Below are 15,308 nucleotides of genomic sequence, written 5' to 3' on the forward strand. Positions count from 1 at the left end.
TTGCATGATGAGTCGTTTTATAGTGAAAAATATTCTAATCGAAAACATCACCAAAAAAGATAAATCACTTTAAGCGGATATTAAGCTTAGTTTTTATCCAATTGGGCAATATTTTTAGTTAAATCTTGCGCTTTCATTTTTTGCCGATATAAATGTAAAACGCCTTCGAGCACAAGTACGGACACAGCCAACCAAATTGGAATATAAGTCAACCACTCATCAGCTGTAATGCTTTCCCCTAAAGCCAATGAGACTAAAGCCAGTAATACAGGCTCCAAGTAACTGAGCAATCCAAACACTATCAGCGGTAAAAAACGACTTGCGAGAATATAACTGCCAAGTCCAATTGCACTTAACACGCCTAAACCCAATACAATTAAAATTAAACTCGGTGCTTCAACAAATTTCAAACTCGGCAAAAGTCCCGTTTGGGTAAAATATATTGCAACAGGCATACAAATGACGATATCCCACCAAAAGCCACCCAGATTATCTGTCTGAATTTTTTTACGGATCAGAAAATATAGTGCATACCCGACTGCAACAGACAGCGTTTCCCATGCAATGCTCCCTAATCGCCAAAACTCATGTGCTACCCCCAGACAAGCAAATACAACAGCAAGCATTTGGAATTTAGATAATTTTTCTTTATAAACTAAACTTCCAACCAAAACCAACACTAAAGGTAGTAGAAAATACCCTAAAGAAACCTGTAAGCCTCGGCCATTCATTGGCCCCCACAAAAAAAGCCATAATTGAAAGCAACTGAGAAGTGAAGTGGTTATTAAAGCCAATAACAACACTGGTTTTTGAATAACTCTATAGAAAATTGTTTTTACGTGGAGCATATCCCCACTCCAAAACATAAATAAAGTCAGGAATGGTAAGGTGGCAATAATTCGCCAACCAAAAGTTTGCTGACTATCAAAATCACCTAATAATTGTGTATAAAAATATAAAATACCGAAAGTGACAGATGCCAGTACGGACAATGTGATCCCTTTATACATAGCCGACATCATCTATCATCTAAAAAAATCATTATACAGAAACACACTGTTTTAACAGTAAAAATCAACCAATACCCTTTGGTAAAAAATAAAAATTATATTCAAATGAGCAATCATATTTTTTATTTAGCCCGATAAAAACAGCATTTTCAACCATGACTTTAGCAACGCAGGACCGTTATATATTCTTAAATTTCAACTTTATCGAGTCATTATCTTTATTATTTAATCTGTCCGGATTCTAAAAATCCTCTATTGATTCAATGTTGGACTCACAATTAATCAAGGCTCAGTCTGCTCAGTTCGGATAATATCTTTTAGATTATAACCAATTGATTTTGCATAGTTCAGATATTCATTGACCAATTCAGTATCAGGATGTTGTTCACGCGAGAGCAACCACAAGTATTTCCGGCTAGGTTCCCCCACTAAAGCCATCTGATAATTTTCATCTAATTTTAGAATCCAATAATCCCCTCTTACAATAGGCACCCAACGAATCGCCTCGGGTAAAAACCCCACTTTCAATTTACTATTAAAAGGCGGGTTGATGACAAAAGCCTCGCCTAAAGCTTGCTGTAATACGCCATTCTCATTATAACAACGATTATCAACTGCAATATTCCCATTCTCATTAACGGTATATCGCGCAGTGACATCACGGGCACATTGATTTTGAAAATACATCGGTTTTCGTGCAATTTCATACCAAACACCCAAATACTTATCCAGCTCAACCCTTTCTACAGTATGTAATGGTTGCTTGTCCGCATAGACGGATTGCGTACCGATAAGACACGACAGCAATACTGTGCTGCACATTATTTTTATGCCTATAGCAGTGCTATAAGTGATTAAATTATTATTCATAATATGTTATTCACACCTCTATCTTTTATTTATTGCTTTATAAAAGATAGAGATATTTTTGAGCTTGCATTGTATTGAAATGTAGCTTTAGAGCTAAAAGCTATTACATTATTTCAACATATGCGTTTTCAATCTTACAATTTCATCACGCAAACGGGCTGCTTGCTCAAACTGCAATTCTTTTGATGCCTTTAGCATCTCTTTTTCCAACTTACTCATGTGCTTTGTGAATAATTTCATATCAGATAAAATATGACGTTCATCTGCAGTTAAAGCTTTTACTTGACCAATGATTGGATCGTCAAATTGATCATCTTCAAGTATTTCACCTGTATCAATTTCACGAATCGCCTGACGTACGGTACTGCGCGGAGTAATACCATGCTCTTTATTAAACTCCATCTGCTTTTCACGACGACGTTCGGTTTCCTCAATCGCTTTACGCATAGATTCAGTAATACGATCAGCATAAAGAATCGCTTTACCCTTCACATTACGTGCCGCTCGACCAATGGTTTGAATCAACGCACGCTCTGAACGCAAGAATCCCTCTTTATCTGCATCTAGGATGGCGACCAAAGATACTTCTGGCATATCCAAACCTTCACGCAATAAGTTAATCCCAATTAACACATCATGTATACCAGTACGCAGTTCATGAATAATTTTGACTCGCTCCACCGTATCAATATCGGAGTGTAAATACGCGACTTTTACCCCGTACTCTTTTAGGTAAGAGGTTAAATCTTCCGCCATCCGCTTAGTCAAAGTGGTAATCAAAACTCGCTCATTCAATGCTGCACGAATGTTAATTTCAGATAAAACATCATCTACTTGGGTAAGCACTGGGCGTACTTCAATCTCAGGATCGAGTAATCCCGTTGGACGTACTACCTGTTCTGCAATTTGTTCAGATTTTTCTAATTCGTACTTCGCTGGTGTAGCACTGACATAGATAGTCATTGGAACAATGCGCTCCCACTCTTCAAATTGCATTGGGCGATTATCTAAGGCACTGGGTAAGCGGAACCCATAATTCACTAAATTTTCTTTACGAGAGCGGTCCCCTTTATACATGGCACCAATTTGTGGCACGGTCACATGTGATTCATCAATAATGAGTAATGCATCATCTGGTAAATAATCAAATAAGGTCGGTGGTGCTTCACCAGATGGTCGACCAGATAAATGTCGTGAATAGTTTTCGATACCATTGGTATAACCCAACTGCTGCATCATTTCTAAATCATAACGCGTGCGTTGTTCAATCCGCTGTGCTTCAAGTAATTTATCGTGTTCTTTAAAGAAAATTAAGCGCTCTGCTAATTCGTCACGAATAGTACCAATCGCTCGGGTTAAATTATCTTTTGGCGTAACATAATGACTTTTAGGATAAATAGTGACACGTGGCGCTTTACGCACCAATTTCCCATTAATTGGATCAAACCAACGAATGGAATCCACTTCATCATCAAATAATTCAATCCGAATAGCATGTTGATCCGATTCCGCAGGAAAAATATCAATAATTTCGCCGCGAATTCGATAGGTACCTCGTAAGAACTCCAGTTCATTTCGCGTATATTGCATTTCAACCAAACGACGAATGATGTCATCGCGGCTAATACGATCACCCTGCACAATATGCAATAACATGCTCATATAAGCATTTGGATCGCCCAAACCATAAATAGCCGATACTGATGCCACAATAATCGCATCTCGACGCTCTAATAATGAACGCGTTGCTGAAAGACGCATCTGATCGATATGATCATTAATCGCAGAATCTTTTTCTATAAATGTATCTGATGAGGGTACATAAGCTTCTGGCTGATAATAATCGTAATAACTAACGAAATATTCCACTGCATTGTTCGGGAAAAATGACTTAAATTCACCATACAATTGTGCAGCCAAAGTCTTGTTATGCGCCATAACAATCGTCGGTCGTTGTAACTGTGAAATTACATTGGCCATGGTGTAAGTTTTACCTGAACCAGTTACGCCAAGTAATAATTGATCGTGGTAACCTTTATTCACCCCTTGGACAAGTTTTTCAATCGCCTGTGGTTGATCTCCCGCAGGTTGGTAATTGGTGACGAGTTCAAAAGGCTGATGATCATTCACAGATAGACTCTCTACGTTTTAGGGACAGGTATAGTTTATCAGATGCAGCTTCGCGGACTTATATAAACCATCCAATGTACTTTAAATTTTACTTAATAAAATTAAAATCAGAGAAGCGTGATCTAAAACGACAATTTTAAGCAAGTTGATAAGTATTCGAACTTTTAATAATGGGGATATATTCTTTATATTCAAGTAATTTCACTTGACCTGCTTGATATTCAATTGCACCATGGAAATACGCTGATAAAAATGTGAAATACCATGACCTACCAATATCATGATGAAAGTATTATTAAGCACTTACCCGAAGATACTGTTTTTGTATTTGGGAGCAATATGGCTGGCACACATCAAGGCGGAGCAGCAAAAACAGCACTACTCAATTTTGGTGCAATGAAAGGTGTCGGTCGTGGCTGGTCAGGACAAAGTTATGCCATTCCTACTATGAATGAGCATTTACAACAAATGCCCCTTTCCCAAATTCAACACTATATCGATGATTTTAAAATCTATACTAAAAACCATCCTAAAACAAAATATTTCATTACTGCGGTCGGATGTGGTGTTGCAGGCTACAAAGTCGAAGAAATTGCACCAATGTTTAAAGGTATCTCACATAATGTGATTTTCCCGAGTTCATTTAGACCTTTTGTCGAAAAAACATTGCCTAAATTAAACCAACATTTAGTCCAAAGTTTTATTCATGATGACGTTATTTTTAGTGATGATTTAGACCAAGCAATTGCCAAGCTAAACTTAACCGATGCAGAAAAAAGTTTAGCGACTATTGTCATTAACACTCCAATGTATCCAATTGATAGTAATGGTCGGGATCGCAGTTTTGAAATTAACGATATTTTAAATACCTTACGAAATAAAATCTCTCAGTTTGAAAATAATGCTCGAAATTCTGAAATTTTTGGTGGTGTTATCTTAGCTTTATTAGAGCTATATAATATCAATGAAAAGGATTTTATCGATGTATGGAATGGTGAACGAGAAATAGCACCACCACGAGCAGCAAATAAAGCTAAAAAATAGGTTTGTTTTAGAAAGATATGGTCTATTTAGAAATACTTAAAGATCAATAATTCATTAAGCTTTATATTTCATATTCTTTCTATAATTTTTAGTACAGCTCACTAACATTAAGTCTTTTTACGTTTTGATCACAGTGGAATACCCGTATAAAATATTTTGTAACTATGAGATGCAAAGCATATAACTCTTATTTTTGCCATAAAACCTATATTAGGGTATATTTTTAATTATTATATATTAAAGAGATAGAAACTTTTATATGGCTATATTAGAGTCATCGATTTTTGAAATATCACCTATACCAATGTGGTTAGAAGATTATAGTGATGTAAAAATTCAATTTGATTTATGGAAATCACAAGGCGTTACCGACTTAAAATCTTACCTAGAAGAAGATTTAGAACGTGTTATTTTATGCGCTCATAAAATTAAAATTTTAAAAGTAAATAGTAAAACACTCCAACTTTTTGAAGCAAAAAGCTTAAACCATCTCTGTGAAAATTTAAACATTATCTTTCAGAGAGATATGTTTAAATCCCACATCATTGAACTTGTATCATTGTGGTCAGGTAGCACTGAGTTTTCAAGCACAACAGTTAACTATACGATTTCTGGGAAAAAACTTGATATTAAATTAAGAGGTATCGTACTACCTGGTTTCGAACAAAATTTAGATCAAGTCTTACTTACCACAGAAGATGTTACTGATTATCAAAATGCCTGTCGTTTAGAAGAAAAAAATAGGCTTCTCGCTGAAGCTCGTTTTGTCTATTCTCCAACCTCATTGTGGGTTGAAGATTTTAGTCGCATAAAGATGCGTATCAATCAATTACGTCAAATTGGCATTGAAGATTTTCGTACTTTTTTAGATGTACATGCAGACTTTGTCCAGCAATGCATTGAAGAAATTTTGATTTTAGATGTTAATCAAGCGACATTGGACTTATTTAAAGCAACTGATAAAAATATTTTATTTAAAAATTTAAATAAAATATTTGCTAAAGAAATGCAACAAACGTTTAGAGAACAATTAATAGAGCTATGGAATGGAAAAATTCACCATCAACGCGAAGCCATTAATTACGCACTTGATGGCTCGGTACGAAATGTACTGTTACAGTTTACTGTTTTTCCAGGTTATGAAGAGGACTGGGGCTTAGTTCAAGTTGCACTCACGGATATTACTGCACGAAAAAAAGCTGAAAGCTACTTAGAATATTTAGGTAAACATGATGTCTTAACCAAGTTATTTAATCGCTTATTTTATACTGAAGAATTAAACCGCTTAGAACGTGGCTTGGTTCGACCTATTTCTGCAATTTTTATCGACATGAATGGCTTAAAAGAAATTAATGATACTTTAGGCCATGATATTGGGGATGATATGCTGCGAAGAATGGGAAATATCTTAAGTCGTACCGTGAGCAATACTGGCTATACCGCCTCTCGGATTGGTGGAGATGAATTTGTAATTTTAATGTCTGCTGCGGATGAAAAAATAGTGGAATCTACAATTATAACGATTACAGAGCTCTTAAATATTGATAATCAATATTATTCGACACTCCCCATTAGTATTGCAATAGGACATGCTTCCACTCTAGGAAATGAAAATGTGGAAAGCATGTTAAAACGCGCCGACCAAGTCATGTATCAAAAGAAAAAAGATTATTACAATGCCTTATCTGCAAAAGCCTAAATCACTTTTTATTAAACAAAAAAAATAGGTGCAAATGCACCTATTTTTTATGAACGCTAAATTTAACGTTTACCGAATGAACGACGCGTACCACGCGGTGCCATCCATGTGCGATCAGCATATGGCTTTGGTTTTGGACGTAGATCTTCAACTTCTTCATCCGCACTTTTTGCATCATTTGCTTGCTTAATTGGAAAAGGTAAATTAACCAAAGGTTTTTTCTTGGGAGAATTTTGGGTGCTCATGTGATTCACTCAATTTAATCTGCACATATTGTACGAAAAAAATAGATGCTGTGCGAGCAAAGATCCTTCCATTTTCGTAATTCAATTTTTTGATACCCTATAATTTAAGACTTTTAAGTACTTTTTATTAATTTGCACAGATATTGGGCAACGCATCTGTTATTTTTAAGCTAAGATAGTCTGCTTTTTATTTTTTATCCCTATCCAGTAAGAAGGAATATTGCCGTGGACGTACGTCTCTCTGATCGTGTAAATGCCATCAAACCGTCCCCAACACTCGCTGTTACCAACAAAGCAGCCGAGCTTAAAGCTGCCGGTAAAAACGTGATTGGTTTGGGCGCTGGTGAACCTGATTTTGACACCCCGCAACACATCAAAGATGCCGCAATTGCAGCGATTAATAATGGTTTCACTAAATATACTGCTGTTGATGGTACGCCAGGCCTTAAAAAAGCAATTATTGCGAAATTAAAACGTGATAACAACTTAGACTATGCAGCAAACCAAATTTTGGTTTCTTGTGGTGGTAAGCAATCATTCTTTAACCTAGCATTAGCTTTGTTAAACAAAGGTGATGAAGTAATCATCCCTGCACCATATTGGGTAAGCTATCCAGACATGGTGATTATTGCTGAAGGTGTTCCAGTAATTGTGAAATGTGGTGAAGAACAACGCTTCAAAATCACACCAGATCAATTAGAAGCTGCGATTACCAATAAAACGCGTTTGGTTGTTTTAAACAGCCCTTCGAACCCTACAGGTATGATTTATACAAAAGCTGAGCTCGAAGCTTTAGCTGACGTTCTTCGTAAATATCCTGAAGTATATATTGCTTCTGATGACATGTATGAACCAATCCGTTGGGATGATGAATTCTACAACATTGCTACTGTTGCACCTGATCTTTATGATCGCGTAATTGTACTTAATGGCGTATCTAAAGCTTATGCAATGACTGGATGGCGCATTGGTTATGCGGCAGGTCCTGCTAAACTGATTGGCGCAATGAAAAAAATCCAATCTCAGTCAACTTCAAATCCAACTTCAATTTCGCAAGTTGCTGCTGAAGCTGCATTGAATGGCTCTCAAGATGTTCTTAAACCAATGATTGAAGCGTTCAAACGTCGCCATGATTTGGTGATGAATGGCTTAAATGACATTAACGGTATCTCTTGCTTACCTGCTGATGGTGCATTCTATGCTTACGCGAATATCAAACCGTTAATTCGTGCTAAAGGTTTAAAATCTTGCACAGAATTCTCTGAATGGTTATTGGAAGAAACTGGTGTTGCTGTAGTTCCAGGTGATGCATTCGGTTTAGGTGGTTTCATGCGTATTTCGTATGCAACTGCTGATGAAGTGTTAGTGGATGCACTAGCGCGTATCAAAAAAGCTGCTGATTCGATTGAAGGTGTTGATGCTGCAATCGCTTCAATTGCTGCTGAAAAATAATCGATCCGTAAATTTAAAAAACCTGCATTGATTGCGGGTTTTTTATTGCCCATGGTTTTTATTACCACTTCAGGTCTTATTGATAGATGTAGTATTTATTGTTGATGCAGTTTTTTTGGTTGTTGCGAATATAACCAAGACGATGCCAAATAAAACCATGATAGTCGATAATATCACTCTTAAACTCACAGACTCTCCAATAAATAAAGAACCACCTAAAATTGCCAAGCATGGCACACTCAACTGAACCGTACTCGCTGCGATGCGATCAAGTTTTTTAACAATAGAATACCACAATACATAGGCGCCACTTGACGTTAATCCACCAGAAATCATTGCTAGCACAATACCCTTAGTATTCATAAAAATATCTGACCTAAAGATAAAACTGGCAATCAGGATAATAGGCATAGCTACAATGAAATTGGCCAAAGTACTAGATAAAGGATTCAACATACGCTTACCCGATATACTATAAGCAGCCCAAGCCAGCCCCGATATACCCATAATTAAGCTATAAAACAAACTGGGGGCATCTGCGCCTGGCAACAATAAAACAATGATCCCGAACAAAGCCAGCACCAAACCCAGCCCTCGCCTTAGGCTTAATTTCTCTCCATGAAAAATACCATAAAACACCATAGTCAATTGCACTGTACCAAACAGCAAAAGTGCACCTACGCCAGCATCAATTTTAATATAAGCATATGAGAATGCTAAAATATAGATCGCAAGAAATATCGCATTTTTAATATTCCATTCAATTTTTAAGCGTGCCGTAGTTAATAACCAGATGATCAGAAGTACTATAGCTCCACTGCTGACTCGAATGATGCTAAAACTCATTGGATCAATTTGTTGATCAGCCAAAGCTAAACGACATAGTACTGAGTTTGCTGCAAAAGCCAGCATTGCTACAATTATTTTAAATAGCACTGTTGAGCATCCATATTCAACGACATACCAATTTAACCTTTAAAGAAAAAACATTTTTAAATATTAATCACTTTTAAATCAATTGATTATATTTAATTTTCTTCACCAAATAACGCAACAACATCTGACTCTGTCAGTTTTTTAGTTTCATTTGTAAAACTATAAAATTCAGGTTTATGATCAATATAAATTTCCATATCAAAAGTAAGATCTTTAGGTGGTTCATTTAATGCAAAGACATTTAAATTACAATAACTTTGATCTTTCATACGCCAAAATAAGATTGTAGCGCATTGATTACAAAACCCACGTTCACCCCATTCAGAAGATTCATATATAGATAGATGATCCTGCTTAATAAATTCTAAACTGCCCTGCTTAATATCAATGGTCATAATCACACCACTGGTTTGCCTACGACAAATAGCACAATGGCAGGCGTGCACATTGTGATTTTTTAGCTGAACGTTAAAAGTAGTCTGACCACATACACATTGACCATCCATTCAAATTCTCCATTATTTTTCTAATTTTTACTAAAAAGCTTAATGACTTACTAGAAACTAATAATTTAATCAATCTTACTATAGCTCTGCATTTTTACAGAATTCTATATACATATTTATGTCATAAAAAAAGAATTTGAAACAAAAATAAAATAGTAAAATCAACTAAATAATTTTAAACTTTGTTTAGACAATACATTAAGTATTCTGATATTTATGCGCTATAAAATTATTGATGTCTATCTACAGCAGAATGTAAAACGATATATTGCGAAATGCTTAAAACCACAATCGCCTCAATTCATTGTGATAGAAAGTTCACGGACTTTATGTAAAGAGCTAGACATTATTGATGTTGATCATCAGTCCGCACAAGCGACATGGGCAACAGGTGAAAAAATTGCCCTTTGTATTTTAGCAAGCTCTGATAGTTTTGATAAAATTTACACATTAGATGCTTAATTAACTCATTGCAATTTCATCCATTTATCACTAACTTATTATTAAGTTCCTTTTTAGAACTTAATAATTTTAAGGATAAAATATGAAGCACCCCAAAGAAATGACTGGTCTCGAATTTCTACAAGCTATGGTCAATGGAGATATTCCTCGAGCTAGTATCAGTGAAACGATCCCAATGGATTTGCATGCCATTTCAGAAGGGACTGCAAGCTTCCATGTCAAAGCTGATAAACGTCATTTAAATCCATTGGGTGGTGTGCATGGTGGCTTTGCTGCCACGGTATTAGATTCTGTGACTGGTTGTGCCATCCATAGCATGCTGGAACCGGGTGTAGGTTATGGCACCATAGATCTCAATATTAAAATGTGTCGTCCAATTCCATTAGATAAAGAACTATTAGCGATTGGACAAGTCATTAATATGAGCAAGAATCTGGGTATTTCAGAAGGTAAAATTATCGATGAAGATGGCAAACTCTATGCACATGCAACAGCAACATGTATGATTATTCGGCCTTAATCAAAAATATACAAATTATAAATTTTATGACTGGAAAATCATTATGCTTAACCAGTCATAAGAAACTATATCTATCCACTAAATTGCCGTTTTTAATACTTCAATCAGTTGTTGTTGATTCAATTCAGGACGTTCAGTCCCTCTATAAATACAGTAATATTTAAATACACTATCCAACAATAATGATAATGGCTTACTTTCAGAAACAGACCATACTTTTGAATTATTAATTCCCGATAATGCACTGCCACTCAATTGATAAAGATATAAATCATGATCACGTTGAATAGCTTGTTTACGACCTTGAGTATAATTCTCTAGTAATAATTGGCACGGTGAATTAATTAACCATTTTTCACTAAACCAAAGCTGCAATAAATCACCAAGATACAATTCGATTGTACCAACAGGCCAGACTTGAATAAATGCATCCGCAACATGGGTGTAATATTTTTCAGTATTTGCAAGAATGGATAAATAATTTTCTTTATAAAAATCAATATTTGAAAAAATTTCGGGAATGGTCAGCGTATTCATTCGCTATCTCCTGTTTAGCCATTTTAGTGCTGGCAAGTTGGGAAATCCACACTGTTTAAGCTTTTGCTTAAACGCTCTGTTATGCATTCAATCTAACAAGCCATTTTCATTTATGCAACACACGAATCATTATTTTTAAGCAGCTTCTTCTTTTTGCCTAAATAAAAAGCATACACACTAAAAACAAAGAAAATATGACAGCTATTACTTGACCATTCTATAAATCTCCTTATAATCACACCCAGATTCTCCAATAGCTCAGTCGGTAGAGCGACGGACTGTTAATCCGCAGGTCCCTGGTTCGAGCCCAGGTTGGAGAGCCAGATTCTAAAATCCCACTATCATCATAGTGGGATTTTTTATATTAAAAATAATATAACTTTTTTAAATAACAATGTGATGACAATAAATCAAAAAATCCTCTAATAAGTAGAGGATTTTATATTACGAATTAAACAACCTAAATAGGCACACCACTATGGAAGCGAAAAGTCTTATCTTCCGATAAAATTAGATTCTTCTCCACTTCACGAATCCAATCAATTCGCTGTTGAATATCCTCTTCAGGATCTTTCATTTTTGACGACTTCGCAATATCCATTGCTAATGCTAAATAATCTTCAAAATGACGTGACTCAGACTTAAGCAAATAACGATAATAACGCCCCAACTCATCATCTACCAATGGCGCAAGTGCATAAAACCGCTCACATGAACGTGCTTCTACAAAAGCACCGATAACCAATATATCAATCAATGCTTCTGGTTCATAAGTACGAATTTCTTTACGTAATACACCAGCATAACGCCCCGCACTTACTGCTTTCCATTCTTGGCCACGCTTCGCCATTAACTCTAAAACTTGCTCGTAATGTAACATTTCCTCACGAACCAATTGAGCCAGTTTGACCTGTAAATCTGTAAAAAAGCTATAGCGAAACATCAGGTTCATCGCTGTTCCTGCTGCTTTTTTTTCACAATTAGCATGGTCTTGCATTAACAATGGGAGATTATTAATTGCTTCATCCAACCAAGCCTTAGGTGTTTCACAACCTAAAAAAGCAATTACAGGTTGCATCAGTTCATCATATTTAATATTTGACATGATTAATATTCAATAACAGCCGAATTAAAAATAAACAGGAAAATTAACGTGCAGCATGAATAGCAGCACTCATATCTTGTACAGCTTGTACTAACCCCACAAAAACACTTTCAGCAATAATCGAGTGCCCAATATTCAACTCATTAATTTGTGGAATAGCCGCAATAGCAGTAACATTTTCTAAATTCAAACCATGTCCAGCATTCACCACCAAGCCTTTCGCTGCGGCATACTCAGTACCTTTGATAATACGTTGCAATTCTAATTGCTGAGCCTGTTCTGTTTCAGCATTGGCATATGCACCAGTATGTAATTCAATTGTTGAAGCACCGCAGGCAAGCGCAGCATCAATTTGTGCAAAATCAGCATCAATAAATAAAGAAACTTCACTACCTACCGATATTAAGGCTTGGGTTGCTGCTTTGACATCCTCAAAATGCCCCACCACATCAAGCCCACCTTCAGTGGTTACTTCTTCGCGCTTTTCAGGAACAAAACACACAAAATGCGGTTTAATCTCTTGCGCAAATGCCACCATTTCATCGGTAACTGCGAGTTCTAAATTCATTCGAGTGGTTAACACTGGGCGCATACGACGCACATCATCATCTTGAATGTGACGACGATCTTCACGAAGATGCAGGGTAATCCCCTCAGCTCCTGCTTGCTCACAAATTAGTGCTGCTTCCACAGGATCAGGATAAGTCGTACCACGCGCTTGTCGTAAAGTCGCAACATGATCAATGTTTACACCAAGCAATGCAGCCATAACTTTTTCCTTACTAGCTTTTAATTTAAAATTTATTGAATAGAATTTTTCGATTGCGTATTTTGAATCCACAATTGACGACTTTTTAGTGGTCGATCTCCCAGCAAAGAAGTAATCATCTGCCGGTAAAGCTTAGTCAACAATTGTAACTGTTCCGGCGTAAAATCCCCACCCTTTTGATAACTTTGCATACTCAATATTTGCTCACCAATGAGAGTCGCAGAAGAAGTATGTGAAACAGGAATAAAACCCTCAGACAACTGAAATTGATAACGCAAATGAGGATCTATCATCTGCTGTTGAGCAGCATGTGTATAATCTAAAGGATAACCCAGCTCTTCAAGTAAAGCATGTTCAAATTGACGTAAAATTTGTCTTAAGAATAAATCTGCTGTTGGATGAGTCGATATTTTTTGCAAATGATCTAAAGTCAGGTGATATTGCACAAAAGTGTCAGGCATAGCAACTTCCAGAGGACAAAGTCTCAATAAAAGCTCATTTAAATAAAAACCTGAAAAAAAAGCATCACCATAAAAAAAAATAGGCTGATTTAATATCTCAATTTTAGAAAAGTTTTTAAGCTCACCTTTGCCTGATGCTTGCACAGTAATCGGCTGATACTGTGGGGGGGGGATATGCCTTAAAATCCCATCAACTCGGCCATGTTCCTGAGTAAATAAATGTACAATATGGCTGCGTTCACGATATTTTCGATGATGAATTAAATAGCCATGCAGGACTTCATTACGCATCGTACAATCGCTTAATCATCCTTGTTTTTCTTCTTAGTTTGATCTTCTTCATCCTCTCCATCTGGGATGATCGCACCCACAACAGCGGCAGTGCCCTTTACCACACCTTTCGTGGTTTTATACGCGACCTTAACAGGAACCGTAACAATCTTAGTAATACAGCCTTGTAGCATAAATATGCAGGTAAGAATTGTCAGTACTTTAATCATTACGATTCACTCTTAAGAAATTATTAAATTAGATATCGCTATAACCTAAACTTTTAAGTGCACGCTCATCATCCGACCAACCACCTTTAACTTTCACCCAAAGTGTAAGCATGATTTTTTGTTCGAACATTTTTTCCATATCCGCACGCGCATCCATTCCAATTTTTTTCAGCTTCGAGCCTTTATCACCAATCACGATAGCTTTTTGGCCTTGGCGATCGACAAAAATCGTTGCATCAATATAAGTACACGCTGGTTTAGGACGACCCGTTTTTTCATGCACCGTCGCTTCTTCAGTCTTAAATGACTCAATTTGCACGGTTAAATCGTACGGTAATTCCTCACCCAACTGACGCATGATTTTCTCACGAATAATCTCACTCGCCAGAAAACGCTCTGAACGATCTGTGACTTGATCCATTGAATACAGTGGTGGCTGGAATGGTAAATATTGCTCAATCACATTACGCAAATGATCTAAATTTGAACCTTGCAATGCAGACACAGGGACAATTTCAGCAAAATTCATTAATTTGGCACGTTCTTGAATCAAAGGCAGCGCTGCATTTTTATTTTCAAGTGTATCCAACTTATTAATAACTAAAATAACTGGCATTTCAGCATTTTGAAGTTTTTCCAAAACCAATTCATCGTTTTGAGTCCACTTTTGTGCATCTACTACAAATAAAACCAAGTTAACATCACGTAAAGCAGAAGATGCCGCACGATTCATCATCTTATTGATGGCACGAACTTCTTTTTTATGCATCCCCGGTGTATCCACAAATACTGCTTGTGACTTTTCACGGCTATCAATACCGATGATTTTATGACGTGTCGTTTGTGGTTTACGCGAAGTAATTGAAAGTTTTTGACCCAACAAGTGGTTCATCAATGTAGATTTACCTACATTTGGACGTCCAACAATTGCAACAAACCCACTTTTATAATCTGCAGGAATTACGGCACCTTGTGAACTAAAGAACTGATCTAACAAATCATTACTTTCTGTTTTCGCAGGCTGATCTGTTTCATTCTGATCATTTTGAATCGACATGAAGG

Annotated in this window: 17 protein-coding genes and 1 tRNA gene; 6 read left to right on the top strand and 12 right to left on the bottom strand. The window is 36.4% G+C overall.

Translation table 11 applies throughout. The features are described 5' to 3' along the window. Positions 1-86: 86 nt before the first annotated feature. The 3 genes from rarD to uvrB all read right to left on the bottom strand — a co-directional run bounded on the left by rarD (position 87) and on the right by uvrB (position 4,010). Positions 87-1,010 carry an EamA family transporter RarD gene (rarD, locus tag B9T27_RS09810; RefSeq protein WP_086206649.1) on the bottom strand — a complete coding sequence of 308 codons (924 nt, stop codon included), beginning with the start codon at positions 1,008-1,010 and terminating at the stop codon, positions 87-89. Positions 1,011-1,292: 282 nt separating this feature from the next. Further along, positions 1,293-1,832, bottom strand: a complete 540-nt coding sequence (locus tag B9T27_RS09815; protein ID WP_228146202.1) for a lipocalin family protein — start codon at positions 1,830-1,832, stop codon at positions 1,293-1,295. A 156-nt stretch (positions 1,833-1,988) separates the two neighbouring features. After that, the gene (gene uvrB / locus B9T27_RS09820; RefSeq protein WP_086206651.1) at positions 1,989-4,010 is read right to left on the bottom strand and encodes an excinuclease ABC subunit UvrB; all 2,022 of its coding nucleotides are present in this window, start codon (positions 4,008-4,010) and stop codon (positions 1,989-1,991) included. Between the two features lie 264 nt (positions 4,011-4,274). On the opposite strand from uvrB, the gene B9T27_RS09825 reads away from it, so the two are divergent. Both B9T27_RS09825 and B9T27_RS09830 read left to right on the top strand, forming a co-directional pair. Next, positions 4,275-5,054 (top strand): hypothetical protein, encoded by a 780-nt coding sequence (locus B9T27_RS09825; protein ID WP_086206652.1) that lies wholly within the window; start codon positions 4,275-4,277, stop codon positions 5,052-5,054. A gap of 259 nt (positions 5,055-5,313) precedes the next feature. After that, on the top strand, positions 5,314-6,753 hold the full coding sequence (locus B9T27_RS09830; protein ID WP_086206653.1) for a sensor domain-containing diguanylate cyclase: 1,440 nt from the start codon (positions 5,314-5,316) through the stop codon (positions 6,751-6,753). Positions 6,754-6,815: 62 nt separating this feature from the next. Here the strand turns inward: B9T27_RS09830 and B9T27_RS09835 are convergent, their stop codons facing one another. Beyond that, positions 6,816-6,998 (bottom strand): hypothetical protein, encoded by a 183-nt coding sequence (locus B9T27_RS09835; protein ID WP_086206654.1) that lies wholly within the window; start codon positions 6,996-6,998, stop codon positions 6,816-6,818. Positions 6,999-7,223: 225 nt separating this feature from the next. On the opposite strand from B9T27_RS09835, the gene B9T27_RS09840 reads away from it, so the two are divergent. Beyond that, a complete protein-coding gene (locus B9T27_RS09840; protein ID WP_086206655.1) occupies positions 7,224-8,450 on the top strand; it encodes a pyridoxal phosphate-dependent aminotransferase in 1,227 nt (408 codons plus the stop codon). Positions 8,451-8,519: 69 nt separating this feature from the next. Here the strand turns inward: B9T27_RS09840 and B9T27_RS09845 are convergent, their stop codons facing one another. Both B9T27_RS09845 and B9T27_RS09850 read right to left on the bottom strand, forming a co-directional pair. Beyond that, the gene (locus B9T27_RS09845) at positions 8,520-9,386 is read right to left on the bottom strand and encodes a DMT family transporter (protein ID WP_086206656.1); all 867 of its coding nucleotides are present in this window, start codon (positions 9,384-9,386) and stop codon (positions 8,520-8,522) included. 92 nt (positions 9,387-9,478) lie between these two features. Then, the gene (locus B9T27_RS09850; protein ID WP_086206657.1) at positions 9,479-9,892 is read right to left on the bottom strand and encodes a GFA family protein; all 414 of its coding nucleotides are present in this window, start codon (positions 9,890-9,892) and stop codon (positions 9,479-9,481) included. A 216-nt stretch (positions 9,893-10,108) separates the two neighbouring features. Between B9T27_RS09850 and B9T27_RS09855 the strand changes: the two genes are divergently transcribed. Next, positions 10,109-10,354 carry a hypothetical protein gene (locus tag B9T27_RS09855; RefSeq protein WP_086206658.1) on the top strand — a complete coding sequence of 82 codons (246 nt, stop codon included), beginning with the start codon at positions 10,109-10,111 and terminating at the stop codon, positions 10,352-10,354. Positions 10,355-10,436: 82 nt separating this feature from the next. Then, entirely contained in the window at positions 10,437-10,874 is a 438-nt protein-coding gene (locus B9T27_RS09860) for a PaaI family thioesterase (protein WP_086206659.1), read from the top strand. Between the two features lie 78 nt (positions 10,875-10,952). On the opposite strand, the gene B9T27_RS09865 is transcribed toward B9T27_RS09860, so the two are convergent. Further along, positions 10,953-11,411 (bottom strand): hypothetical protein, encoded by a 459-nt coding sequence (locus B9T27_RS09865; RefSeq protein ID WP_086206660.1) that lies wholly within the window; start codon positions 11,409-11,411, stop codon positions 10,953-10,955. 247 nt (positions 11,412-11,658) lie between these two features. Here B9T27_RS09865 and B9T27_RS09870 point away from each other — a divergent pair. Continuing rightward, positions 11,659-11,734 (top strand) — tRNA-Asn (locus B9T27_RS09870). A 137-nt stretch (positions 11,735-11,871) separates the two neighbouring features. On the opposite strand, the gene B9T27_RS09875 is transcribed toward B9T27_RS09870, so the two are convergent. The 5 genes from B9T27_RS09875 to era are packed head-to-tail and all read right to left on the bottom strand — an operon-like array spanning position 11,872 to position 15,303. Then, positions 11,872-12,516, bottom strand: a complete 645-nt coding sequence (locus B9T27_RS09875; RefSeq protein ID WP_086206661.1) for a tRNA-(ms[2]io[6]A)-hydroxylase — start codon at positions 12,514-12,516, stop codon at positions 11,872-11,874. Positions 12,517-12,559: 43 nt separating this feature from the next. Further along, positions 12,560-13,285, bottom strand: a complete 726-nt coding sequence (pdxJ, locus tag B9T27_RS09880; protein WP_086206662.1) for a pyridoxine 5'-phosphate synthase — start codon at positions 13,283-13,285, stop codon at positions 12,560-12,562. Between the two features lie 32 nt (positions 13,286-13,317). Continuing rightward, a complete protein-coding gene (recO, locus tag B9T27_RS09885) occupies positions 13,318-14,037 on the bottom strand; it encodes a DNA repair protein RecO (protein ID WP_086206663.1) in 720 nt (239 codons plus the stop codon). Positions 14,038-14,048: 11 nt separating this feature from the next. Then, positions 14,049-14,246, bottom strand: coding sequence for an NF038104 family lipoprotein (locus B9T27_RS09890; protein ID WP_086206664.1), 198 nt, complete (start codon positions 14,244-14,246; stop codon positions 14,049-14,051). A gap of 28 nt (positions 14,247-14,274) precedes the next feature. Continuing rightward, positions 14,275-15,303 (bottom strand): GTPase Era, encoded by a 1,029-nt coding sequence (gene era / locus B9T27_RS09895; RefSeq protein WP_086206665.1) that lies wholly within the window; start codon positions 15,301-15,303, stop codon positions 14,275-14,277. Positions 15,304-15,308 lie beyond the last annotated feature (5 nt).

Source organism: Acinetobacter sp. ANC 4648 (assembly GCF_002135345.1).
In the GTDB taxonomy this organism is placed as follows: Bacteria; Pseudomonadota; Gammaproteobacteria; order Pseudomonadales; family Moraxellaceae; genus Acinetobacter.